This window comes from Pseudonocardia aurantiaca (assembly GCF_039526725.1).
GTDB classification, from domain to species: Bacteria; Actinomycetota; Actinomycetes; order Mycobacteriales; family Pseudonocardiaceae; genus Pseudonocardia; species Pseudonocardia aurantiaca.
Genome location: NZ_BAAAJG010000025.1, coordinates 360,554 through 381,221, shown reverse-complemented (window position 1 = coordinate 381,221; position 20,668 = coordinate 360,554). Strand labels below are relative to the sequence as shown.

Here is a 20,668-nt window from a genome sequence, read left to right as displayed (position 1 = left end):
GGGGGTGGTCAGCTCGCGGAGTCGGTGTCCGACTCGGGGGCGGCCTCGGCCGCCGGGGCCGCACCGCCCTCTTCCGCGCGCTTGTCGGCGAGCGCCTGCGCCAGGCGGGCGACCTGCGACGCCGGGGCGGCGAACAGGCCGGCGGCCTTGGCCATCGTGCCCTTCATCGCGCCTGCCATCTTGGACAGCAGGACCTCGCGCGACTCCAGGTCGGCGAGGCGGTTGACCTCGTCGACGGAGAGCGCGCGGCCTTCCATGAAGCCGCCCTTGATCACCAGGCCCTGGTTGGTCCTGGCGAACTCGCGCAGCGCCTTGGCGGCGTCGACGGGCTCACCGGTGATGAAGGTGATCGCCGTGGGGCCGACGAGCATCGAGTCGAGACCCTCGACGCCCGCGTCCTCGGCTGCCCGCTTCACCAGCGTGTTCTTGGCGACGCGGTACGTAGCGCCGTCGCCGAGCGACCGGCGCAGCGTCGTGAGCTGGGCCATGGTCAGGCCGCGGTACTCGGTGACCACCGAGGCGGACGCGCCCCGGAAATTCTCGGCGATCTCAGCGACCGCCTCGACCTTGTCGGGTCGGACCATCCTCGCCTCCTCTCTCGTGGTCGTGGGGACGTGCACGTGCTGCGCCACCGGAGACCGGAGAGAACCAGGAGACCCGAGAAGAACGAACGCCCCGGCGCAGAGCGCACGGGGCGTGGCAGACGGCGCGCGCTGACGCGCACCTCGCGATGACCTCGTCCGCCTGCGCGGGCCGCCCGCTCTAGGCGGGACCTTCGTGCCTGAGGCGATCGCTCGCCGCGAGGCAGACCTGCGGTCTCTGGTGGAACTGAGGTCGAGGATACATGGCAAAGTTGACCCTCCACGACGCCCCACCCCGACGTCAGCCCGGGACGACCGAGGCGATCTTCCAGTGGCCGTCGACCCGCTCACCCGTCACCGTGAGCCGCCCCGCCGCCGCGAGCTGCCTGCTCTGCGCGTCCGGCGCGGCGCGGGTGGCCTGCTGGTCGACGAACGCCACCAGGACCGCATGGTCGCCGGTCAGCTCCTTCACCGCCGACAGCGTCACGGTCGCCGACACCACGGCCTGCTGCCCCGGGGCACGCTGGCGGACGTCGGCGAAGAGCCGGTCGAACTCCGCGGCGAACTCGGGGGTGATCACATCGCGCGCGGCCCGCTCGTTCTCGTCCAGACGCGTGTAGTCGAACGAGTAGACGGTCTCGATCGCGTCGGAGAGCTGCCCGGCTGCCTCCGCCGTGCCGGCCACGTCCACGAGCGCGGTGTTGGTGGCCGTCGGGGTGCTGTGCAGACGCGCATCGAGCACCCCGAAGGTCACGGCGGCGGCGATGAACAGCACGAACGCGGCGGCCAGGTACGGCACCGGCTTTGGGAGGCCGGTGCGCGATGCGCGGCGGGTCTTCGCAGGTGCCTGCTCCTCGCCGGCCTCTGCGTCCGGCTGCTCTGCGTCGTCGGCGTCGGACGCGGGCTCCGGCCAGGCGCCCGTCATGCCCTCCGTGGCGCCGGCGGGCTCGGTGCGCAGCGCGCGCAGGTCGAGGACCGCCGTGTCCAGCACGGCGGTGTCGATGGTCGGGATCGCCTCCGTCGCCGGCTCGGCCGGCTCGGGGTCGGGAGTGGGACGCCCAGCGGGGCTGGGACGGGCGGGCGCAGCCGTGACGACGGGGACGCTCGCTGCCACGGGCGGGGGCACCGACTCCGCGGGCTCGATGGGGTCGACCGGCTCGGCTTCGACCGGTTCGGGGTCGACGGGCCCGTCGCGATCCTCGGGCGCGTCGGGGACGTTCGGCTCGGCAAGGTCCACAGCCGGGGGCTCGGGGTCCGGCTCCTCCGCCGGTCGCTCGGGCTCGGCAGGCGCATGGTCGAGCTTCGCGGGCTCCGCGACGACGTCGTCCGGCTGGGCCAGCGGGTCGTCGGTGAACGTACCGGGGCGCGCCGGCTCAGCCGGCCGGACGCGGCTCCGCTCGCCGTCGGGACCGGGGTCCGGCCGTTGCGGGACCGGGGTCAGCCCGGCGACACGGGGCCTGCGGGTGACTCCGGCGCGGGCCTTGGGGCTGCGGGGGCGGGGTGGCATGGGGTCGCCTCCTGCTCAGCTCGACGGGGTGCGGACGGGGGCGAGCCGGCTGGCCCGCCAGCCGTCGGGGGTGCGGGTCATCTCCAGCTGCAGGCGCTGCCGCGTGACAACCGGGTCCTGTCCCTCGGGGCGGACCTCGACGTCGAGCCCGACGAGCACCCGCGCGATCCCGGAGCGGACGTCGAGCTCCGCCACCGCGGCGTCCTGGACGGTCGCCACGGTGACGCGACGGGCGTCGGTGACGACCTTCTCGTAGTCGGCGCGGTTCGCGCGGAACTCGTCGAGCAGGGTGCCGGTGGAGGTCTGCTCCCACAGATCGAGGCCGGCGGCCACGTTGTGGTAGTCGAGGCTGTTGAGGTTGATCGCGGCCTGCCGCGCGTCGACGAGCACGCTCTCGCGCTCGGCGGCCAGCTCCAGCCCCTGGTCGTTGAGAGACAGCATGTACCGCGCGCCGAAGAACATCGCGGCGACCGCGGCGAGGGCCACGAGCGCGACGAGCGCCGTCACCTGAGTGAGCACCGGCAGGCGGCGCCGGGTCGACTTCTCGTTCGCGGTGCCCCCCGAGGGGGGCCTGTCGAGGACGGTCATGGGCTCTCCGTCGGGGGTCGGGGTCTGGCCGTCGATCGCTGCATGAGCTCCGTTCAGCCGAGCAAGATCTGGGCCGGGGAGCTCAGAGGGGGAGCAGAGCCCACCGGGGCCGAACCTGCGGGCACGCCGCCGGACGGGGGACCGACCGGGGCATCCGCTGGCGGCCTGGGGGTGGCCGCCCGCGGCACATTCTGCGCGCCGCGCACGGTGATCGGGCTGCCGGGGGGTTCCGCACAGGAGGCGCCGGAGTTCGGCGGCAGGGGTTGCACATCGTTCCCGGGCCTTCGGTCGGTGCTCTGGTAACCCTGCGAACACGGGAAGGGGTCGGACACATTGATCACCAGCCCGAGGTGGGCGGTGCCGTCGTCGGGCAGCACGGTGTAGGTCGTGCCGATGACGCCGGGGTAGGTCACGAGCAGCTGGCGGATCGCGTCCTGCCGGGGCTCGGCGACCTGCGACACGGTGAGCAGGTTGGCCACCAGCTCGCCGATCCCGTGCCCGCTGTCCCGCAGCAGCGAGCGGACCTGCCACGAGGCGTCCGGCCCGGTCTGCAGCAGCCGGCGCAGGTCCGGGTCGGACGAGCGGAGCTGGTCTGCGAGCAGCGCGAGATCGTGGCTGAAGCTCTGGAACGAGCCGGCGACGTCGTTCTGCGTGGTGAGCACGGTGCGCCCGTCGCGGATGAGCTTGAGCGTCTGCGGTAGTGCGTCGACCGCGTCTGCGGTGAACGCGTTGGTCGTATCGAGGATGCGCTGGAGCGGCTGCGCGGTGTCGGCGAAGCCCGTACCGAGCTCGTCGACGACGGTCCGGAGCGAGTCCAGCGGCACCGAGCGCACGAAGTCGTCCAGGCTCACCACGAGCTTCTCGACCGGAACCGGCGTGGACGTCCGCGACACCGGGATCACCGATCCGGCTTCGAGGACCGGGCCGCTGCTCGTGGCCGGCATCAGGTCGACGTACTGCTCGCCGATGGCGGAGAGGTTGTGCACGGCCGCGTCGAGGTCGGCCGGGATCGCCGGGGCGTCGCGGCGGATGTCGAGCTGCACCTCGACGCCGTCGGGGACGAGCGTCAGCGGGCCGACGCGGCCGACGCTCACCCCGCGGTAGGTCACGTCCGCGCCGGTGAAGATCCCGCCGGACTCGGCCAGCTGCAACCGCACGGGGTAGGTGGTGGCGCCGAAGATGTTGCCGAACCCGGCGTAGCGGAACCCGGCGTAGCCCACTCCCACGAGGGTGATCACCAGGAACGCAACGAGCTGGAACCGGACGATGCGGGTGATCACCGGCCACCTCCGAGTAGGCCGTCGAGCAGGCCTGGGCCATGCGTCGGCGTCGGTGTCGGTGTCGGCTCCGGGGTGGAGCGCTGCTCCGGCGGCACCGTCGACCCGGACGTCGAGGGCGGCCCGGCCTGCCCCGGCACCGGCACCGGCAGGAGGCCGCCTTCGCCGAGCAGCGGGAAGCGCGGGGTGTCGCCGCTCGGCGGGCCGAGCAGCGGGGCGAGCAGCTGGGCGGTGGACGGCAGCCCGTCCAGCGGCCCGCGCGCGCCCAGCGGCGCGTCCTTGGAACGCGCGAGGTTCTGCAGGACGTGCCCGAGGTCCAGGTCGGCCTTGATGTAGAGGTTGGTGTAGTCGCCCGCGAAAGCGTCGACGGTGCCGTCGGAGAACGGGAAGGTCGGCAGCACCGGGAGCGCGTTGACGAGGTCGGGGCCTGCGGCGGAGAGGTTCGACAGAACCGGCTGGAGGAGTTTCAGGTCGGCGAGCACGTCGTCGCGGCTGCGGTTCACCACGTCCGTGGCCACCCCGGAGAGCCGGTCGAGGGCCTGCAGCATGTCGACGAGCTGCCCGCGCTGCGCCTCCAGCTCCTTGAGCCCGCCCGGCAGGTCGTCGAGGGCCGTCTCGATCTGACCGCGGTGGTCGTTGAGGGTGCTGCTCAGGCGGTTGATCTCGTCGAGGGCGCGGGTGATCTCGGTCTTGCGGTCGTCCAGGGCCCCGACGAGGGTGTCGACGTCGGCGAGCAACGAGCGGATCTCCGGCTCGTTGCCGGTGAGGGCATGGTTCAGCTCGTTGGCGATCGTCCGGATCTGGGCGACGCCGCCCCCGTTGAGCAGCAGCGACAGGGCACCGAGCACCTCCTCCACCTCCGCGGCCCGTCCGGTGCGGGCGAGCGGGATGGTGGCGCCGTCGGCAATCCGGCCTTCCGCGTCCTGCGGGGCGAGGAGCTCCACGAACTTCTCTCCCAGCAGGCTCGTGGTGCGCACCCTGGCCTGCGCGTTGGCCGGCATGGGCACGTCGCCGTTGACGTAGACCGTGACCATGGCGGTCCACTGCGGTCCGACGGAGATGTCGGTGACGGTGCCGACGGGCACGTCGTTGACCTTCACCAGCGACTGCGGGACGAGGTCGACCACGTCGGAGAACTCGACGACGAGGCGGTAAGGGTGGTCGCCGAGGTCGGCGCCACCGGGCAGGTCCACCCCGCGCAGGCCGCCGGACAACACCCCGCACCCGCTGGTGAGCAGGGCGGCCGCGGTGGCGAGAGCGGCGAGCCGGACGGACGCGCGCGTCATCCCCCACCTCCGGGCTGGGCCGGGCCGGGCTGGGCCGGGCTGGGCTGGGCCGGGCCTGGCTGGGCCGGGCTGGGCTGGGCCGGCACGGTCGGGAGTGCGAGACCGGGCACCGGCGGCGGCCGACCCTCCTGCAGCGCTGTGATGACGTCGGCGGGGCTCGGCAGCGGGATGGCCCCGCTGACGACTGGTGCGAGCGTGGAGCACGCGTCCGACAACGCGGCCGGCAGGTTCTGCGGGGTGCCGCGCCGGAGCGACTCGCAGACCAGCACGATCGGCGGCAGCGTCAGCTCGTTGATGTCGGCCCTGGTGTCGAGCGTGCCGGATGAGCCGTTGTATGCCAGCGACAGGTTGCCCAGCGCCGCCGGGGCGACGTCGAGGATCTCGGCGAGCGCGTTGCGCTGCTTCACGAGCACGTCGGTGACCTCGGTGAGCCGGTCGACGTTCGAATGGAGTTCGTCCCGGTTGTCGCGCACGAAGCCGGCGACGTCGCCGAGCGCGACCGACAGCTCCGAAACCGCGGCGGCGAGGTCGCCCCGCTCTCCCGCGAGGAACCCGGCGACGTCCTGCAGCCGCCCGTTGAAGTCGCGGACCTGCGCGTCGTTCGCCGCGATCGTGGAGGTGAACGACTGGAGCTCGGTGACCGTGCCGAACAGTTCCGTACGGGAGTCCGCGAGGGTGCCCGACAGCTCGCCGAGGTTGCGGATGCTGTCGTTCAGCGCCTGGCCGTTGCCGCCGAGGTTCGCCGCGCCGACGTTGAGCGCGTCCGACAGCGCGCCCTGGGAGTTGGCCCCGTGCGGGCCGAGCGCGTTCGCCAGGTCGGTGGCGGTGCGGGCCAGCTCGTCCACGCCGAGTGGCACGGCCGTGCGCTCGACGGGGATGACACCGCCGTCCTGCATCTCGGGGCCGCCGGAGTAGGTCGGGGTGAGCTGGATGTAGCGGCCGGTCACCAGGCTCGGCGAGACGACGACGGCCTTGGCGTCGGCGGGCAGCCGCAGGTCGGGGTCGTCGAGACGGATCTCGACGCGTACCTGGGTGCCCTCGGGCACGACCTGCGTGATGGTGCCGACGGGCACACCCAGCATCCGCACCGAGTTGTCCTCGAACACGGCGACGGCCGAGCTGAAGTACGCGGTGATCGTGCGGCCGGGCGGCTGGATCACGAGGTACAGGCCACCCGCGAGCAGCACGGCGATCACCGCGACCAGCCCGGTGAACTGGAGCTGGTTGCGGTCGGTCGGGGTCAGTGGCATGGGCGCTAGCACCCCCCGGGGTTGATCGGGCCGAGCGGCGGCGGGAACAGGCCGCACACGTAGTTGTCGAACCACTCGCCGTTGCCGACGGCGTTGGTGAAGAGCCGGACGAACACCGCTTCCTTCTGCAGGCTCGCGTCGAGGGAGTCGCGGTTGCGCTGTAGGAGCGCGGCGACCCGGTCGAGCTGCTCCAGCGTGGGCCGCAGCTGCTCCTTGTTGTCCGCCACAAGCCCGCTGAGCTGCTCGGACAGCGCCCGGGTGCCGTCGAGCAGGCTGCTGATGGCGGCGCGGCGCTTCTGGATCTCGGCGAGCAGCAGGTTGCCGTCGGAGAGGAGCTTCTCGAACTCCTGGTTCCGGTCCGCGAGCACGCCCGAGAGGTTGTGCGTGCCCCCGAGCAGCTTGCGGATCTCCTCGTCGCGGCTCGCGATCGTGGTGGACAGACGAGACAGCCCGTCGAGCGCGCCCCGGACCTCCGGGGGTGTGCCGCGGAACGTGTCCGACAGCGTGGTGAGGCTCTCCGCGAGCTTCGCCGTGTCGATCTGGTCGATCGTGCCGGAAAGCCCGTCGAACGCCTCCACCACATCGAACGGGGACGCGGTACGGGCCAGCGGGATCGGGCTGTCCGGGTCGAGGTCCTTGTCGCCCTGCGGATCGAGCGCCAGGTACTTCGCGCCGAGCAGGGTCTTGATCTCGATCGACGCGGAGGTCCGGTCGCCGACCCAGGCGTCGCTGACCCGGAACGAGACGAGAACGCGGTCGCCCGCCAGCTTCACGTCGGTGACGCGCCCGGCCTCGACGCCCGCGATCGTCACCATGTCACCCGACTGCAGCCCGGCGGCCTCACCGAACTCGGCCTTGTAGGTGGTGCCCCCGGCGAAGATCGTGGGCGCATTGAAGGCGACCACCGCGATCAGGACGAGCACCAGCAAGCCGGTGACCGCGATCGGGACTGGTCCGCGGCGCGTCATCCGCCACCTCCCAGCAGCCCGCCCAGCAGCGGCAGGTCCTGCGCCGCCGCCGGGGGCGGTGGCAGCGCCGGCCCGCCCAGCGGGTCGGGCGCCTGCCCCTGCACGCCGTCCGGGTTGGGCCCGCAGCGGGGCGAGGGGCTCCGGTAGGCGTCGAGCTGCGTCGGAGCCAGGTAGGGCTCCAGCCCGACCTGGCCGGACAACCCGCACAGGTAGAAGTTGAACCAGCTGCCGTAGCCGCCCGCTCGCCCGAGCCGGTCGAGCTTGCCGGGCAGGTTCTGGATCGTCTGCTCCAGCTTGTCCCCGGACGCGTTGAGGTTGCCCGCGAGGTCGCCGAGGTGGTTGATGTCGGCACGCAGCGGGGGCCGCGCGTCCTGGACGAAGCCGGCTGTCACGTCGGTCAGCTCGCCGATGGTGACGATCGCGTCGCCGATCGGCTTGCGGTCCTCGGCCAGGCCGGACACCAGTGCCTGCAGCGAGGAGATCAGCTCCGACAGCTGCTCGTCGCGCTTGTTCACGGTGTCGAGCACCGCGTTGAGGTTGTCGATGACCTGCCCGATCAGCTGGTCGCGGTCGGCGAGGGTGTTGGTGAGCGACGAGGTGCTCGCCAGCAGGCTCTGCACCGTGCCGCCCTGGCCCTGCAGCACCTGCACGATCTCGAAGGAGAGCTGGTTGACCTGCTGGGGGTCGAGCGCTGTGAAGAGCGGCTTGAACCCGTTGAACAGCACGGTGAGGTTCAGCGGCGGGCGGGTGCGCTCCACCGGGATCGTGCCGCCCGCAGGCAGCACCTCCCCGGTCGGCCCGGTGCCCTGCCCCAGGGAGAGGAACCGCTGCCCGATGAGGTTGCGGTAGAGGATCGCCGCGGTCACCGACGCCGGCAGCGGCCGGTCGCTCGCCACGCTGAACGCCACCTCGGCCTGCCGCCGGTCCACGATCCTGATGTCGTCGACCGTGCCGACGATCACGCCTGCGATCCGGACGTCGTCGCCTCGCAGCAGGCCGGAAGCGTCGCTGAAGCGCGCGGTGTAGGTCGTGCGCTCACCGCCGGAGGCGTTGGCGATGGTCAGCGCGAGCACCGTGGTGGCCATCGCGACCACGGCGGTGAGCGCCGCGAACTTGACGAACGCCGCGACCGGGAACCGCCTCATGTCAGCGTCACCTCGGTCCCGCGGTACAGCGGCCCGACGAGCATCGAGCTCCAGGCCGGCACGGCGGCCGGCGAGGTGCCGTCCTGGACGGCGAGCAGCTCCGCGATGACCTGCTGCTCACCGGGCGAGTTGGGCACGCCCATCCCGGTGTAGGACGACGGATAGGTCCCGTAGGTCTCGGCGCCGAACTTCTCGGGGTTGCCTCCGGGCGTTCCGACCGGCGGCTGGCGGTCCTGCGCGGTGCCGTCGCGGAACGGGCCGTCCGCCGGCTGTTCGGGCCCGAGCGGGAGGATCGGGTAGCAGCGCGGGCCGCGGTCGTCCAGGTACCGGGGCTCGTCCTGGTTCGGCATGTACTTGCCCTGCGGGTTGACGATCTCCAGCGTGATGTGCAGTCCCGGCTCGGGCGTGCCGGCGCCGAAGGCCTTGTCGATGCGCGGGACGATGCCGGCGAGCTGGTTCAGCAGGCACGGGAACTCGGGCGAGTAGCGCGCCAGGCTCTCGAGGCTCGGCCGGCTGGTGTCGGCCAGCGCGATGAGGTTGCCGCGGTTGGCGGCGAGGAAGCTGCGCAGGTCGTCCGACGCCGAGGTCACGCCGCTGAGGAGGTCGTGCAGCTGCTGGCGCTGCTCCACGATCGTGCGGCTGGTGGCGCTGAAGTCGTCCAGCGCGTTCAGCAGGTCGGGGGCGGCAGAGTTGACGTTTCCGGCGAAGTCCGCCAGCTGCGTGATGTCGGCCTGCAGGTCCGGGATCGCCGGGCGCAGCCCGCCGGTCAGCTCCTGCAGGCGCACGAGCGTCTGCCCGAGGTTCTCGCCCCGCCCGGCCAGCGCCTGCGACAGCGCGCCGAGTGTGGTGGCCAGGTCCTGCGGCTCGACGGCCTGCAGGAGCGGGAGCAGCCCGTCGAGCACCCGCTCCACCTCGCGCGCCGCGTCGCTGCGGTCGAGGGGGATGACGTCGCCCGCGGCCAGCGGCGGCGCCTGCGACCCGGCGGGCGGCACCAGCGAGACGTACCGCTCGCCGAAGAGGGTCTTGGGGATGAGCCGCGCCGCGACGTTCGCGGGGATGAGGTCCACCTTGTCCGGCTCGATCGACAGCTGCACCGTGGCGTGTGTGGCGTCCGTGCTGATCGACTCGACCTGACCGACGCGCAGGCCACGGATCTTCACGTCGGCGCGCTCGGCGAGCTGGTTGCCGACCCGGTCGACCTCCAGCGTCACGGGCACGCCACGGTCGAACGCGCCCGCGTACTGCCCGACGGCGAGCCCGGCCATCCCGAGCAGCACCACCACGAACAGGAGCCCCTGCAGTCGCTTCTTGATCATCCGGCCACGCTCACCGAGGTCGAGGTGCCGTAGATGACGAGCGTGAGGAAGAAGTCCAGGATCGCGGTGCTCACGATCGACAGCCGCACCGAGCGGCCGACGGCGATGCCCACGCCTGCGGGCCCGCCGCGCGCGGTGTAGCCGTAGTGGCAGTGGATCAGGATGATCACGACCGCGAAGACGATCACCTTGAGGTACGAGTAGAGCACGTCGCTGACCGGCAGGAACAGGTCGAAGTAGTGGTCGTAGGTGCCGCCGGGCAGGCCGTTGATCAGCGTGACGTTGAGCCTCGACGCGGCGAAGCTCGCGAGCAGGCCGATCGTGTACATCGGGATGATCGCGATGACGCCGGCGATCACGCGAGTCGTGATGAGGAACGGCACGCTGGGCACGGCCATCACCTCGAGCGCGTCGATCTCCTCGGAGATCCGCATCGCGCCGAGTTGCGCGGTGAAGCCCGCGCCGAGGGTGGCGGTGAGCGCCGCCGCCGCCACGAGGGGCGCGATGTCGCGGGTGTTGAAGTACGCGGTGATGAAGCCGGTCAGCGCCTCGACGCCAAGGGTGTCGAGCGCGCGGAAACCCTGCAGGCCCACCAGGCTCCCGACGAAGAGCGAGAGCGACAGCATCACGCCCGCCGTGCCGAGGATGACGATCAGCGCCCCGGAACCGAAGCTGACCTCGGCGAGGAGGCGGGCGATCTCGCCGCGGTAGCGGCGCAGCGTGCGCGGTGTCCAGGCGATCGCCCGCGCGTAGAGGGAGAGCTGGTCGCCGAGCTGCTCCAGAACATCGAGGGGCGCGGTGACCAACCGGCGCGCCCTGCCGCCGAACGTCGCCACGTCACGACCCCTTCGGCGGCACGAGCTCGAGGTAGACCGAGGTCAGCACCAGGTTGATGAGGAAGACGAGCACGAACGAGATGACGACGGACTGGTTCACGGCGTCCCCGACGCCCTTGGGGCCGGGCGGTGGGTTGAGCCCCCGGTAGGCGGCCACGATCCCAGCGGTGAACCCGAACAGCGCCGCCTTGATCTCGCTCACGACGATGTCCGACACCTGCGCGACGGCGGAGAAGCTCGCGATGTAGGCGCCGGGCGTGCCGCCCTGCACGATGACGTTGAAGAAGTAGCCGCCGCCCACACCGACCACGCTGGCCAGGCCATTGAGCACCACGGCCGTGGTGGCCATGGCGAGCACCCGGGGCACCACCAGCCGCTGGATCGGGGAGATGCCGAGCACCTCCATCGCGGCGATCTCCTCGCGGATCGTGCGCGCCCCGAGGTCGGCACACACTGCGCTGCCACCGGCACCGGAGATCAGCAGCGCCGTGACGATCGGGGCCGCCTGCTGCACGATCGCCAGCACGCTGCCGGCGCCCGTCTGGCTCTGGGCGCCGAACTGGCGGGTGAGCTCGGCAAGCAGCAGCGCGATCGTCGCGCCGAACGGGATCGTGAACAGGGCCGTCGGCAGCGCGGAGACCTTGGTGACGAACCAGGTCTGCTCGATGAACTCGCCCAGCTGGAACGGACGGCGGAAGGTGTTGCGCACGACGTCGATGCCGAGCGCGAACAGCCGGCCGACCGGCGTGAGGGCGCGGGTGATCGGGGCGGGGGCGGTCATCGTTGCCTGCTCAGGGTCGCGGGTGGTGGCGGCCGGCGCCCGAGGGCGGGGGCGGGGTGTCCGGACGCCACGACGGGTTCGAGCCGGGACCGCCGGCGTCCTGGTCGCCGCCGTAGCCGGGGCCGTAAGCGTCGAACGTGTCGGACTCCCTGCCGTAGCCGGGAGCGGGCGGCGGGTAGCCGGTCACGTCTTCGGCCGCGCGCCGCGGCATCGCGGACGGGCGGGTGCGCACCTCGATCGGACCGGTCGCCGGCTCGTGCTCGCCGACCGAGTAGCCGCTCCACTGGAGCGGGTCCTCGTCGTAGCTGTCGCGGATGGCCTGCTGCGCCGCGGCCGGGAGGGTGTGCAGCATCCCCTCCACCCGCAGGCGCCGCCGCGCGACGGCCCGGCGCTCCCCCACCCCGGCGCTCGGCTGCAGCTGGGGCTTCAGCGGTGGCAGCCCGGCCAGGTCGCCCGCTTCCTCCATCTCACGGGCGGCCTGCGCGGTGTCCTTCTCCTCCGACATGCCGATCGGACCCTGCCTGCGCCCGTTCAGGAACTGCGCGACAACCGGTTCCTCGGACGTCAGCAGCACCTCCCGGGGCCCGAACATCGCCAGGTGCCGCCGGTAGAGCATCCCGATGTTGTCGGGCACGGTCTGGGCGGTGTTGATGTCGTGGGTGACGATCAGGAACGTGGCGTCGGTCTGCGCGTTCAGGTCGATGATCAGCTGGTTCAGGTAGGCCGTCCGCACCGGGTCGAGCCCGGAGTCCGGCTCGTCGAACAGGATGATCTCCGGGTCCAGCACCAGCGCCCGCGCGAGACCTGCTCGTTTGCGCATGCCGCCGGAGATCTCACCGGGGAGCTTCCGCTCGTCGCCGGTGAGGCCGACCATCGTCATCTTCTCCGTGACGATGTCGCGGATCTCCGACTCCGACTTCCTCGTGTGCTCCCGCAGCGGGAACGCGATGTTGTCGTAGAGGTTCATCGACCCGAAGAGCGCGCCGTCCTGGAACAGCACGCCGAAGAGCTTCCGCAGCTCGTAGAGCCGCGACTCGGAGCAGCGCACCAGGTCGGTGTCGTGGATGAAGATCGAGCCCTGCTCCGGCTTGAGCAGACCGATCAGCGTCTTCAGGAACACCGACTTGCCCGTGCCCGACGGCCCGAGCAGCACCGACACCTCGCCAGGCGGCAGCGTGAGGGTCACGTCGGACCAGATGTTGGCGCGGCCGAAGGACTTCGACAGCCCTTCCACCCTGACCTCTACGCCAGTCAAACGACGCCTCCTGATGCCTACTACGGGCGACCGGCGCGGGCGGGGAGCGGGGCGGCCGGTCGGCCACAGGTGGTCAACGAGACCCGCCAACTGGGGTTACTCGCTGGTTAGCATTCGCCACTACGTTGGTCCGATCGGACGAGCATACGTCCACCAGTTGCCGTAGAGCTGTCACGTTGCGTCGCGATCCGGCGCTGCACCGCCCGGCCGGACGGTCCCGACCGGGCGGTACGGCAAGATCGAGTCAGCACCCCGCCAGCAGGCTCCCGGACCCCAGGGTCAGAGCCGCGGCGGCGCGGGCGGCTGTGGCGGGGCAGGCGGCGCGGGCGGAGCAGGCGGTCGGGGTTCGGCGGGCAGCGCGGCACCGGTGGCCGGCGCGTGCGCACACGCGGTGGCGGCGGCGCGGTAGACCTGCGAGAACGGGTCGAATCCCGCTCCGGCCGGGTCCAACACCAGCAGCCCGCCGTCCGTGACCGTTGCGGCCGGGAAGTCGGGCAGGCCGTGGGCTCGCATACAGGCGGTGTAGTCGTCGGCGGCCGCGGCGCTCGCCGCACCGGTGAGCGCGAGCACGGCGGCGGCGCCGCCGATGACGACGACGGCCGCTCGGGCGGGGATCCTCATGTCGTTCTCCGTTCGGTCGATGGAGTCCCCAGGAGATCCCGCAGGCGGTTGCACCGCGGGAACGGCGACCGTTACCCCGGCGCAACCGGACATCCTGGATGCTGCGCGGGTGCGGGTGCTGATCGTCGAGGATCACGAGGAACTTGCCCGGACGCTGGCGGCGGGACTCGGCCGGGAGGGCATGGCCGTCGACGTGGCACTGGACGGCGCGGCGGCGCTCTACCGGGCCGCGATCCACGACTACGACGTCGTAGTGCTCGACCGCGATCTGCCGGTCGTGCACGGCGACGAGGTCTGCCGGTCTCTGGCCGCCGACGGCCACGCGGCGCGCGTGCTGATGCTGACCGCCGCAGGCACCGTCGCCGACCGGGTGGCCGGGCTGGGCCTCGGCGCCGACGACTACCTGGCCAAACCCTTCGCCTTCGCCGAGCTGGTGGCGCGGATCAGGGCATTGGGTAGACGTTCGCACACCGCGCTGCCACCCGTGCTCGTGCACGGCGAGCTCGAGCTCGACACGGCTCGGCGGGCCGCCACTCGGGGTGGGCGCCGCCTGGAGCTGAGCCCCAAGGAGTTCGCCGTCCTGGAGCTGCTGCTGTCGGCGCGGGGCGCCGTGGTCTCGGCCGAACGGCTGCTGGAGAAAGGGTGGGACGAGGCCAGCGACCCGTTCACGCAGTCGGTGAAGGTGACCGTCAGCCGGTTGCGCCGCAAGCTCGGAGACCCGCCGCTGATCGAGACAGTCCCGCAAGCCGGCTACCGGATCTGACGCCGATGTCCGCGCGCCCGCGTCCGGTCCGCACCGTGCGACTGCGGCTGACCCTGCTCTACGGCGGGCTCTTCCTCGCGACCGGAGCGCTGCTCGTCGGGCTGGTGTACCTGCTGGTGGTGTACTCGGCCTTCGGCGCGCCGCCCGCGCCCCCGGCCCCGGACGTGGGCGGTCTGCCGGAGCTGCCTGCGCCGCAACCCCCGGTGCTCGCGCCCGCGCTCCAAGACCAGCTCGACCTGCAGCGCGCGGCGAGCCTGCGCGGGCTGCTGATCAGCTCGGGGCTGGCGCTGACGATCACCGCGGCCGGCTCGGTGCTGCTCGGCTGGCTGGTGGCCGGGCGGGTGCTGTGCCCGCTCGCCACGATGACCGCCACGGTGCGCCGCATCACCGCCGACGACCTCCACCGGCGGCTAGCCGCCTCTGGCCCGGACGACGAGCTGAAGGAGCTCGCCGACACGTTCGACGATCTGCTCGACCGGCTGGAGCGCGCGTTCGGCGCGCAACGGCGCTTTGTCGCGAACGCCTCGCACGAGCTGCGTACGCCTCTCACTCTGCAGCGCGCGGCGATCGAGGTGGCGCTGGCCGACACGGATGCGCCACGGGGGTCGCTGCGCGAGACCCTCCGGCGGCTGCTCGCTTCCGGCGAGCACCAGGAACGGATCATCGAAGCCCTGCTCACGCTGGCCCGCAGCCAGCAGGGCCTCGCCCGCCGGCGGGATGTCGACCTCGCGGAGGTCGCGTTGGCCGTGCTGGATGCCGACGTCGCGGTGCGCGATGGTCGACCGGCGATGGCGACCGCGCTCGCGCCCGCCCCGGTCGCGGGCGATCCCGAGCTGCTCGAGCGGATGGTCGCCAACCTGATCTCCAACTCCGAGCGCCACAACGTACCGGACGGCTGGGTGCACGTGGCAACCTCGACCGGGCCCGGCTGCGTGATGCTGGAGGTGGCGAACAGCGGTCCCGTCATCCCGCCCGACCAGGTGGCCGGTCTCCTCGAACCGTTCCGCACGCTCGGTCCGGCACGCACGCGCGAGCGCGGACTCGGGCTCGGCCTGTCGATCGTGGCCGCGATCGCCCAGGCCCACGGGGGCACCGTTGCGCTGCACCCCCGTGCGGAGGGCGGCCTGGACGTGCGGGTGACCCTGCCCAGCGGGACATAATGGCCGTCAGCTCACGGCTGCGAGCTGTGCCTCGTCCTCGGTGTGGAAGCGCTCCTCGAGCACCTCGGGGCTCGCATCGAGGTCGATCGTGCGCACGTTCGCGCCGCGCGCCGATTCGATCGCGCTCAGGCGCCTGCCGACCTTGTCCATCGCGTACTCGGCCAGCTCGTTCATGTCGACGTCGAACGGTGGCACGTCGCCCTCGTACTGGTCGAACGTCTCGGTGACAACGCCCATAGCGGGCACGAGCAGCTCCTGCATCCGCTCGTCGACGGCCTCCCAGAGGCTGTCGTCGGCCGCGACGTGGCGGCGGCAGGTGAAGGTGCCCCACGCCATGTGCCTGCGCTCGTCGTCGCCGATGTGCTTGATGATCTGCTGCATCCCCGGGAGGATCCCGCGGCCCGCGCAGACCTTCTGCCACGCGAAGTACCCGGTGAGCGCAAGCGTGCCCTCGACGATGTGGTTGTAGGTCACCGAGGCGCGGATCTGGTTGCGCGGTGAGGGGTCACTGCCGAGCGCGTAGAGGCTGTCGGGCAGCTCCTTCGTGAAGATCTGCATGTAGTGGTCGTTCGGCTCGATGTACTCGTGCAGGTCGTCGATGATCCCGACGGCGTCGAACCAGCGGCGGAAGGCCTCGGTGTGCTTGGCCTCCTCGTAGACGAACTGCGTCAGGTACATCTCGTCGGCGATCCGGCCCTCCGCCGCCATCGCAGCGACGAACGGCTGCAGGTCCTGCGTGACCGACTCCTCGCCCGCCATGAACTGCGCCCCCAGCGAGCAGGTCCACCAGCGCTCGTCGTCGGTCATCGCCGCGAAGTCTCGCGCGTCCTGGCTGAGGTCGATGTCGGCCGGGTTCCACTGCCGCCCGTTGCCCTTGGCGAACAGGCGCATCGGGAACGAGTCGAAGTTGATGCCGCCCTTCTGGAGGGTGGCGAAACCGGTGCGCTTGCCGTGCTCGATAGACCGCTTCACGTGGAGCCCCCTTGCCCGTGGTGTGCTGGCTGCTAGTAACGGATCAGGCCGCGGATGTTGCGGCCCTCGCGCATGTCTCGGTAGCCGGTGTTGATCTCCTCCAGGGAGTACTCGGTGGTGATGAGGCCCGCGAGGTCGAGTTGGCCGAGGTTGGCCATCTCCAGCAGCCGCGGCACGTCGTGCTGACCGTTGGAGCTGCCGTAGAGCGCGCCGCGGATCTGCTTCTCGTAGAGCGTCAGCTCCAGCAGCGAGAGCGAGGCCGTCTCCTCGTCGGGGTGGCCGAGCGCGGTGACGACCACCCGACCCTTCTTGCCGACGAGCTGGAGCGCGGGCTGCAGGTAGGAGCCCTCGGCCACACCCGTCGTGAGAATCGCGGCGTCGGCGAGCTGGCCGCGCGTGATGCTCGAGACGACGTTCCAGGCCTCGTCCATGCTCGCGGCGACGTGCGTGGCGCCCAGCTCCAGCGCCTTCTCGCGCTTGAACTCCACGGGGTCCACCGCCACGACGTACCGGCAGCCCGCGACCTTGGCACCCTGCACAGCGTTGGCGCCGATCCCACCCACCCCGATGACGACGGCCGTGTCGCCGGCACGCAGCTCGGCGGTGCGCACGGCGGAGCCGAAACCCGTGGTGACGCCACACCCAACGAGTGCGGCGAGGTGCAACGGGAAGCCCTCGTCGATCTTCACGACCGACTTGACCGGGACGACGGTGTGCCGCGCGAACGTGCCGAGCAGGCACATCTGGCCGACGTCCTCGCCGCGGGCGTGGAAGCGGTAGGTGCCGTCGAGCTGCGGGCCGAGGGTGGCGCCCGCGCCGTCGTCGCAGAGGGCGGTGTAGCCGCGCGCGCAGTAGCTGCAGCGACCGCAACTCGGTAGGAACGTCATGACGACGGGGTCACCCACCGCCACCTCGTGCACCCCGGGCCCGACCTCGACCACCCGCCCGGCGCCCTCGTGGCCGCCGATCATGGGGTAGGCGACCGGCAGGTCCCCGGTCACCAGGTGCTCGTCGGAGTGGCAGAGGCCGCTGGCCGCGAGCTCGACGAGCACCTCTCCCGCGGCGGGCGGATCGAGCTCGACCTCCTCGACCTCCCACTTGCCGCCGAGTTCCCAGAGCACCGCTGCCGTGGTCTTCATGGGGTCAGCATGACGGCGATCAACTCGCCGCACACCGGGCCGCGGGTTCCTGCCGTGGCCCGCAGGTGCCAGTTCACCCATCCAGGGCCAGAACCCAGAACCCCGCACCCCACCCCACCCCCTGACCCGCGAGTCGCGCCAGAAGTGCAAGCGAGTCGCCGCAGAAATGCCCGCGAGTCGCGGTCTGGGTGCACGCGAGTCGCGGTCTGGGTGCACGCGAGTCGCGGTCTGGGTGCACGCGAGTCGCGGCCCCGGCCACCGACGCCTCGCGCACCCGCCTCCCGACGTGCCCCTGGGCCGCGACTCGGACGCACTCACACCCCGACTCGCGCGCACTCACACCCCGACTCGCGCACGCTTTCGCAGCGACTCGCGCGCTCTTTCGCGGCGACTCGCTCGCACTTCTGCGGCGACTCGCGGGTCAGGGGGTGGGGAGGGGGAGGTTCAGGTGGGCCACCAGGCCGCCGCCTTCTCTGGGTAGCAAGCGCAGCTCGCCGTCCATCGACGCCACCAGGGACTCGACGATCCACAGGCCGAGGCCGGCCGTGCCCTGCCGGTCCCCCAGCGCCACGCCCTTCGCCGTCACGATCCCGGCCTGACCGGGCGGCAGTCCCGGGCCGCGGTCGCGCACCTCAACGACCAGCCGACCGTCCGTGTACCGGAGATCCAGCTCGACGGGCGCGTTGCCGCTGTGCCGGGCCGCGTTCTCCACGAGGTTGGTGAGCACGCGGCGCAGGCGCTGCGGGTCGCAGCGCACCACGGCGTCGGGCGGGGTGACGGAGGGCGCCCTCCGGGTCGGCTCCACCGCCGCCGCATCCAGCACGGCGTCGGCGAGCTCTTCGAGCCGCACCGGCCGCTCCCGCACCCGGCCGAGCGGGCTGCCCTCCTGCACCGCCACGTCGGCGAGGCCGTCAAGCATGTCCCGCAGGTGCACGGCGTGCTCCGCGAGCAGACGGGTGGCCGTTGCGGCCGCCGGACCGGTGAGCCGTCCCGCCGCGAGGTCGGTGGCCAGCGCCGTCAGCGACGCGACGGGCGTCCGGAACTCGTGCAGCACCACCCGCACGCCGTCCATTCGCGCGTCCTGGGCGGCGAGCAGCCTCGACCGCAGGTCGCGCTCCTCCAGGAACGCCTCGTGCTCGGCCATGGCCCGTGCGCTCTCCTCGGCGGCGGCCCCGAACTGGCGCTCCAGCATCCGCAACAGGATCCCGACGAGCACGGCGGCCGCGACCAGGTAGCCCGTCCACCACGCGCCGGTGAGCCAGCGCTGAGCGCTGCCGACCTCCGGGCCCGAGCCGGCCACGGCCGCCACGGTGAACCCGGCGCCGACCGCGAGGGCGGTGAGCCTCCCGATGACCGCCCCGCCGCGGAGGGCGCCCGCGATCACCACCAGCGGCAGGATCGCGACCATGACGCTCGTGGCGCCGCCGGTGAGCCCGCATGCGACGAGCGCCAGCACGGCGTCGATCGCCGTGGCGACCCGCGGCGGCAGCAGCCGCCCACCCCGCCAAGAGGCCACTCCGAGCACGAGCGCGTAGACCAGCGCCGCGACGACGAGGCCGGCCAGCAGCGCTGCGCGACCCTGCGCGAGCCGCGGTTCGAACACGAGCGCCAACCCGACGGCACCCACGACCAGCAGGCGGATGACGACGGCCGGCCGCTCCTCGATCCGCTGCAGGCCGGCCGGGGCGTCGTTGGTCACCTGGTCAGCATCTCCCACCGGGGGCGACGAGCACCGGATAGGCTGCCCCACCGTGCGTGACGGCCGCTACGTGGTGGTCATCGTTGACGACCACGCCCTGTTCTCCCAGGGCCTGACACTCCTGCTGGAGTCGCGCGCGGGCGACACGTTCGTCGTGGCGGGCTCTACGACGGCGGGCGAGGAGGCCGTTGCGCTGGTCGGGCGGGAGGCCGCCGACATCGCGATCGTCGACCTCGCGCTGCCCCCGCTCGGCGGGGTCGAGACGATCCGGCGGGTCACGGCGGCCTACCCGCGCACGCGGGTGCTCGCGCTGTCCGGCACCGACGACCTCGGGCTCGCGGCCGCGGCGCTACGGGCCGGGGCGTCCGGGTTCCTCGGCAAGTCCGCCGACCCGGAGGTGCTCGTCGCGCCGCTGCTCACCGTCGCTGCAGGTGTCCGAGTGGTCCGGGCCGACCTGCTCGACTCCCTGCTCGCGGCGAGCGACCGCGCCGCCGACGGGCTGGTGGAACGGCTGGGCAGCCGGGAGCTGCAGCTCTGGGCCCTGCTGGCCCGCGGCCTGGAGACCAGCGAGATCGCGAAGCCGATGCTCGTCAGCGAGCGCACGGCCAAACGCATGATCGCCTCGCTGCTGCACAAGCTCGGCGCGGCCAACCGGATCGAGGCCGCGGCGCTCGCGGGCCGCTACGGGCTGCTCGACGACGACCCGCACCGTTAGAGCGGTGCTGGCCCGTTAGGGCAGTGCTGGCCCGCGCGGGCCGCGGGTGGCCCGTTCGTGTGCTCCTTCCGCGGCGTCCGGTGCGCAAGACTGCGCCGGAACACGAGAACCGACGAGAGGGGCTGCGACGTGGCGGCGTTCAAGGACGAGGCCGAGGTCTACGAGTACCTGGGTGGGATCTTCCGGCGGGGCATGGAGGACCAGGAGCTGGTGGCGAAGCTGCAGCCCACCGGGATCGTCCTGCGGATCACCTACACGGACCCGGACGCCGTGCTGACCGTCGACATGCCGAACTCGCAGATCCACGAGGGAGCGGGCCTCGGCCCGGAACCCAACGTCGAGCTGTTCATGACCGCCGACACGGGCAACCGGTTCTGGCTGGGCAAGGTGATCCTGCCGGTCGCGCTGGCCAAGGGCGACGTGCGTGCCAAGGGGCCGGTCGCGAAGCTGCTCAAGGTGCTGCCGCTCGCCAAGGGCATGTTCGGCCCGTACAAGGAGCAGCTGGAGTCAGCGGGACGGACTGACCTGCTCAAGGCCTGACGGCCGGCTGCCGCCCCGCGGCCGGCTGGAGTAGAACGTCCGACGCGCCCGGCGTGCCAGGGCGGCCAGGTCCCCCCGCACGGTGGGACCGCGTCGAGGTGGGGCCGGCGCCTGCCCTGGCGGCATCCAGCGGCTGTCCACGCCGTAGCGCGGGGCGGCGATCGCGATGGCGACGAGGACGGCGAGCAGGGTCCAGACGACTGTCGTATCCATGCCCTCCATCGTGGTTAGGATTGGCCCGCTTCAGTAGGGCCAATTTGGCAGGAGTG

The 20,668-nt window shown here is 72.2% G+C and carries 21 protein-coding genes; 4 read left to right on the top strand and 17 right to left on the bottom strand.

Annotation, left to right across the window (positions count from 1 at the left end; genetic code table 11):
* Window positions 1-8 precede the first annotated feature (8 nt).
* From rplJ to ABD143_RS30485, 13 genes are all read right to left on the bottom strand, one after another.
* The gene (gene rplJ, locus ABD143_RS30545; protein WP_343984908.1) at window positions 9-584 is read right to left on the bottom strand and encodes a 50S ribosomal protein L10; all 576 of its coding nucleotides are present in this window, start codon (window positions 582-584) and stop codon (window positions 9-11) included.
* A gap of 298 nt (window positions 585-882) precedes the next feature.
* A complete protein-coding gene (locus ABD143_RS30540) occupies window positions 883-2,088 on the bottom strand; it encodes a hypothetical protein (protein ID WP_343984907.1) in 1,206 nt (401 codons plus the stop codon).
* A gap of 15 nt (window positions 2,089-2,103) precedes the next feature.
* The gene (locus tag ABD143_RS30535; RefSeq protein WP_343984906.1) at window positions 2,104-2,676 is read right to left on the bottom strand and encodes a hypothetical protein; all 573 of its coding nucleotides are present in this window, start codon (window positions 2,674-2,676) and stop codon (window positions 2,104-2,106) included.
* Between the two features lie 53 nt (window positions 2,677-2,729).
* Window positions 2,730-3,956, bottom strand: a complete 1,227-nt coding sequence (locus ABD143_RS30530) for an MCE family protein (RefSeq protein ID WP_343984905.1) — start codon at window positions 3,954-3,956, stop codon at window positions 2,730-2,732.
* Window positions 3,953-5,239: an MCE family protein gene (locus ABD143_RS30525; protein WP_343984904.1), complete on the bottom strand. Its 1,287-nt coding sequence runs from the start codon at window positions 5,237-5,239 to the stop codon at window positions 3,953-3,955. The genes ABD143_RS30530 and ABD143_RS30525 overlap by 4 nt, the downstream gene beginning before the upstream one ends.
* Entirely contained in the window at window positions 5,236-6,489 is a 1,254-nt protein-coding gene (locus ABD143_RS30520) for an MCE family protein (protein WP_343984903.1), read from the bottom strand. The genes ABD143_RS30525 and ABD143_RS30520 overlap by 4 nt, the downstream gene beginning before the upstream one ends.
* Before the next feature lie 5 nt (window positions 6,490-6,494).
* Window positions 6,495-7,457: an MCE family protein gene (locus ABD143_RS30515; RefSeq protein ID WP_343984902.1), complete on the bottom strand. Its 963-nt coding sequence runs from the start codon at window positions 7,455-7,457 to the stop codon at window positions 6,495-6,497.
* Window positions 7,454-8,602, bottom strand: coding sequence for an MCE family protein (locus ABD143_RS30510; protein ID WP_343984901.1), 1,149 nt, complete (start codon window positions 8,600-8,602; stop codon window positions 7,454-7,456). Before ABD143_RS30510 ends, ABD143_RS30515 begins: the two co-directional genes overlap by 4 nt.
* A complete protein-coding gene (locus tag ABD143_RS30505) occupies window positions 8,599-9,918 on the bottom strand; it encodes an MCE family protein (protein WP_343984900.1) in 1,320 nt (439 codons plus the stop codon). Before ABD143_RS30505 ends, ABD143_RS30510 begins: the two co-directional genes overlap by 4 nt.
* Entirely contained in the window at window positions 9,915-10,754 is an 840-nt protein-coding gene (locus ABD143_RS30500) for an MlaE family ABC transporter permease (RefSeq protein ID WP_343984899.1), read from the bottom strand. Before ABD143_RS30500 ends, ABD143_RS30505 begins: the two co-directional genes overlap by 4 nt.
* A gap of 1 nt (window position 10,755) precedes the next feature.
* Window positions 10,756-11,535 carry an MlaE family ABC transporter permease gene (locus ABD143_RS30495; protein WP_343984898.1) on the bottom strand — a complete coding sequence of 260 codons (780 nt, stop codon included), beginning with the start codon at window positions 11,533-11,535 and terminating at the stop codon, window positions 10,756-10,758.
* Window positions 11,536-11,545: 10 nt separating this feature from the next.
* The gene (locus ABD143_RS30490) at window positions 11,546-12,790 is read right to left on the bottom strand and encodes an ABC transporter ATP-binding protein (RefSeq protein ID WP_343984897.1); all 1,245 of its coding nucleotides are present in this window, start codon (window positions 12,788-12,790) and stop codon (window positions 11,546-11,548) included.
* Between the two features lie 279 nt (window positions 12,791-13,069).
* Window positions 13,070-13,411 (bottom strand): hypothetical protein, encoded by a 342-nt coding sequence (locus ABD143_RS30485; protein ID WP_343984896.1) that lies wholly within the window; start codon window positions 13,409-13,411, stop codon window positions 13,070-13,072.
* Between the two features lie 109 nt (window positions 13,412-13,520).
* Between ABD143_RS30485 and ABD143_RS30480 the strand changes: the two genes are divergently transcribed.
* Window positions 13,521-14,174, top strand: a complete 654-nt coding sequence (locus ABD143_RS30480) for a response regulator transcription factor (protein ID WP_343984895.1) — start codon at window positions 13,521-13,523, stop codon at window positions 14,172-14,174.
* 35 nt (window positions 14,175-14,209) lie between these two features.
* A complete protein-coding gene (locus tag ABD143_RS30475) occupies window positions 14,210-15,334 on the top strand; it encodes a sensor histidine kinase (RefSeq protein WP_343984894.1) in 1,125 nt (374 codons plus the stop codon).
* A 6-nt stretch (window positions 15,335-15,340) separates the two neighbouring features.
* Here the strand turns inward: ABD143_RS30475 and ABD143_RS30470 are convergent, their stop codons facing one another.
* The 3 genes from ABD143_RS30470 to ABD143_RS30460 form a co-directional block, all read right to left on the bottom strand.
* Window positions 15,341-16,306, bottom strand: a complete 966-nt coding sequence (locus ABD143_RS30470) for a R2-like ligand-binding oxidase (protein WP_343984893.1) — start codon at window positions 16,304-16,306, stop codon at window positions 15,341-15,343.
* 32 nt (window positions 16,307-16,338) lie between these two features.
* Entirely contained in the window at window positions 16,339-17,445 is a 1,107-nt protein-coding gene (locus tag ABD143_RS30465; protein WP_343984892.1) for an NDMA-dependent alcohol dehydrogenase, read from the bottom strand.
* A gap of 421 nt (window positions 17,446-17,866) precedes the next feature.
* Window positions 17,867-19,144, bottom strand: a complete 1,278-nt coding sequence (locus tag ABD143_RS30460) for a sensor histidine kinase (protein ID WP_343984891.1) — start codon at window positions 19,142-19,144, stop codon at window positions 17,867-17,869.
* 52 nt (window positions 19,145-19,196) lie between these two features.
* Between ABD143_RS30460 and ABD143_RS30455 the strand changes: the two genes are divergently transcribed.
* Entirely contained in the window at window positions 19,197-19,859 is a 663-nt protein-coding gene (locus ABD143_RS30455; protein ID WP_343984890.1) for a response regulator, read from the top strand.
* Window positions 19,860-19,988: 129 nt separating this feature from the next.
* On the top strand, window positions 19,989-20,399 hold the full coding sequence (locus ABD143_RS30450) for a sterol carrier protein (RefSeq protein WP_343984889.1): 411 nt from the start codon (window positions 19,989-19,991) through the stop codon (window positions 20,397-20,399).
* Here ABD143_RS30450 and ABD143_RS30445 read toward each other — a convergent pair.
* The gene (locus ABD143_RS30445) at window positions 20,367-20,612 is read right to left on the bottom strand and encodes a hypothetical protein (RefSeq protein WP_343984888.1); all 246 of its coding nucleotides are present in this window, start codon (window positions 20,610-20,612) and stop codon (window positions 20,367-20,369) included. The genes ABD143_RS30450 and ABD143_RS30445 overlap by 33 nt on opposite strands.
* Between the last annotated feature and the right edge of the window lie 56 nt (window positions 20,613-20,668).

Bases quoted from the DNA above. Each gene is read 5' to 3' on its own strand.
- ABD143_RS30465 (WP_343984892.1), bottom strand. From the start codon at position 17,445: ATGAAGACCACGGCAGCGGTGCTCTGGGAACTCGGCGGCAAGTGGGAG.
- ABD143_RS30445 (WP_343984888.1), bottom strand. From the start codon at position 20,612: ATGGATACGACAGTCGTCTGGACCCTGCTCGCCGTCCTCGTCGCCATC.
- rplJ (WP_343984908.1), bottom strand. From the start codon at position 584: ATGGTCCGACCCGACAAGGTCGAGGCGGTCGCTGAGATCGCCGAGAAT.
- ABD143_RS30520 (WP_343984903.1), bottom strand. From the start codon at position 6,489: ATGCCACTGACCCCGACCGACCGCAACCAGCTCCAGTTCACCGGGCTG.
- ABD143_RS30505 (WP_343984900.1), bottom strand. From the start codon at position 9,918: ATGATCAAGAAGCGACTGCAGGGGCTCCTGTTCGTGGTGGTGCTGCTC.
- ABD143_RS30525 (WP_343984904.1), bottom strand. From the start codon at position 5,239: ATGACGCGCGCGTCCGTCCGGCTCGCCGCTCTCGCCACCGCGGCCGCC.
- ABD143_RS30510 (WP_343984901.1), bottom strand. From the start codon at position 8,602: ATGAGGCGGTTCCCGGTCGCGGCGTTCGTCAAGTTCGCGGCGCTCACC.
- ABD143_RS30485 (WP_343984896.1), bottom strand. From the start codon at position 13,411: ATGAGGATCCCCGCCCGAGCGGCCGTCGTCGTCATCGGCGGCGCCGCC.
- ABD143_RS30535 (WP_343984906.1), bottom strand. From the start codon at position 2,676: ATGACCGTCCTCGACAGGCCCCCCTCGGGGGGCACCGCGAACGAGAAG.
- ABD143_RS30495 (WP_343984898.1), bottom strand. From the start codon at position 11,535: ATGACCGCCCCCGCCCCGATCACCCGCGCCCTCACGCCGGTCGGCCGG.
- ABD143_RS30515 (WP_343984902.1), bottom strand. From the start codon at position 7,457: ATGACGCGCCGCGGACCAGTCCCGATCGCGGTCACCGGCTTGCTGGTG.
- ABD143_RS30540 (WP_343984907.1), bottom strand. From the start codon at position 2,088: ATGCCACCCCGCCCCCGCAGCCCCAAGGCCCGCGCCGGAGTCACCCGC.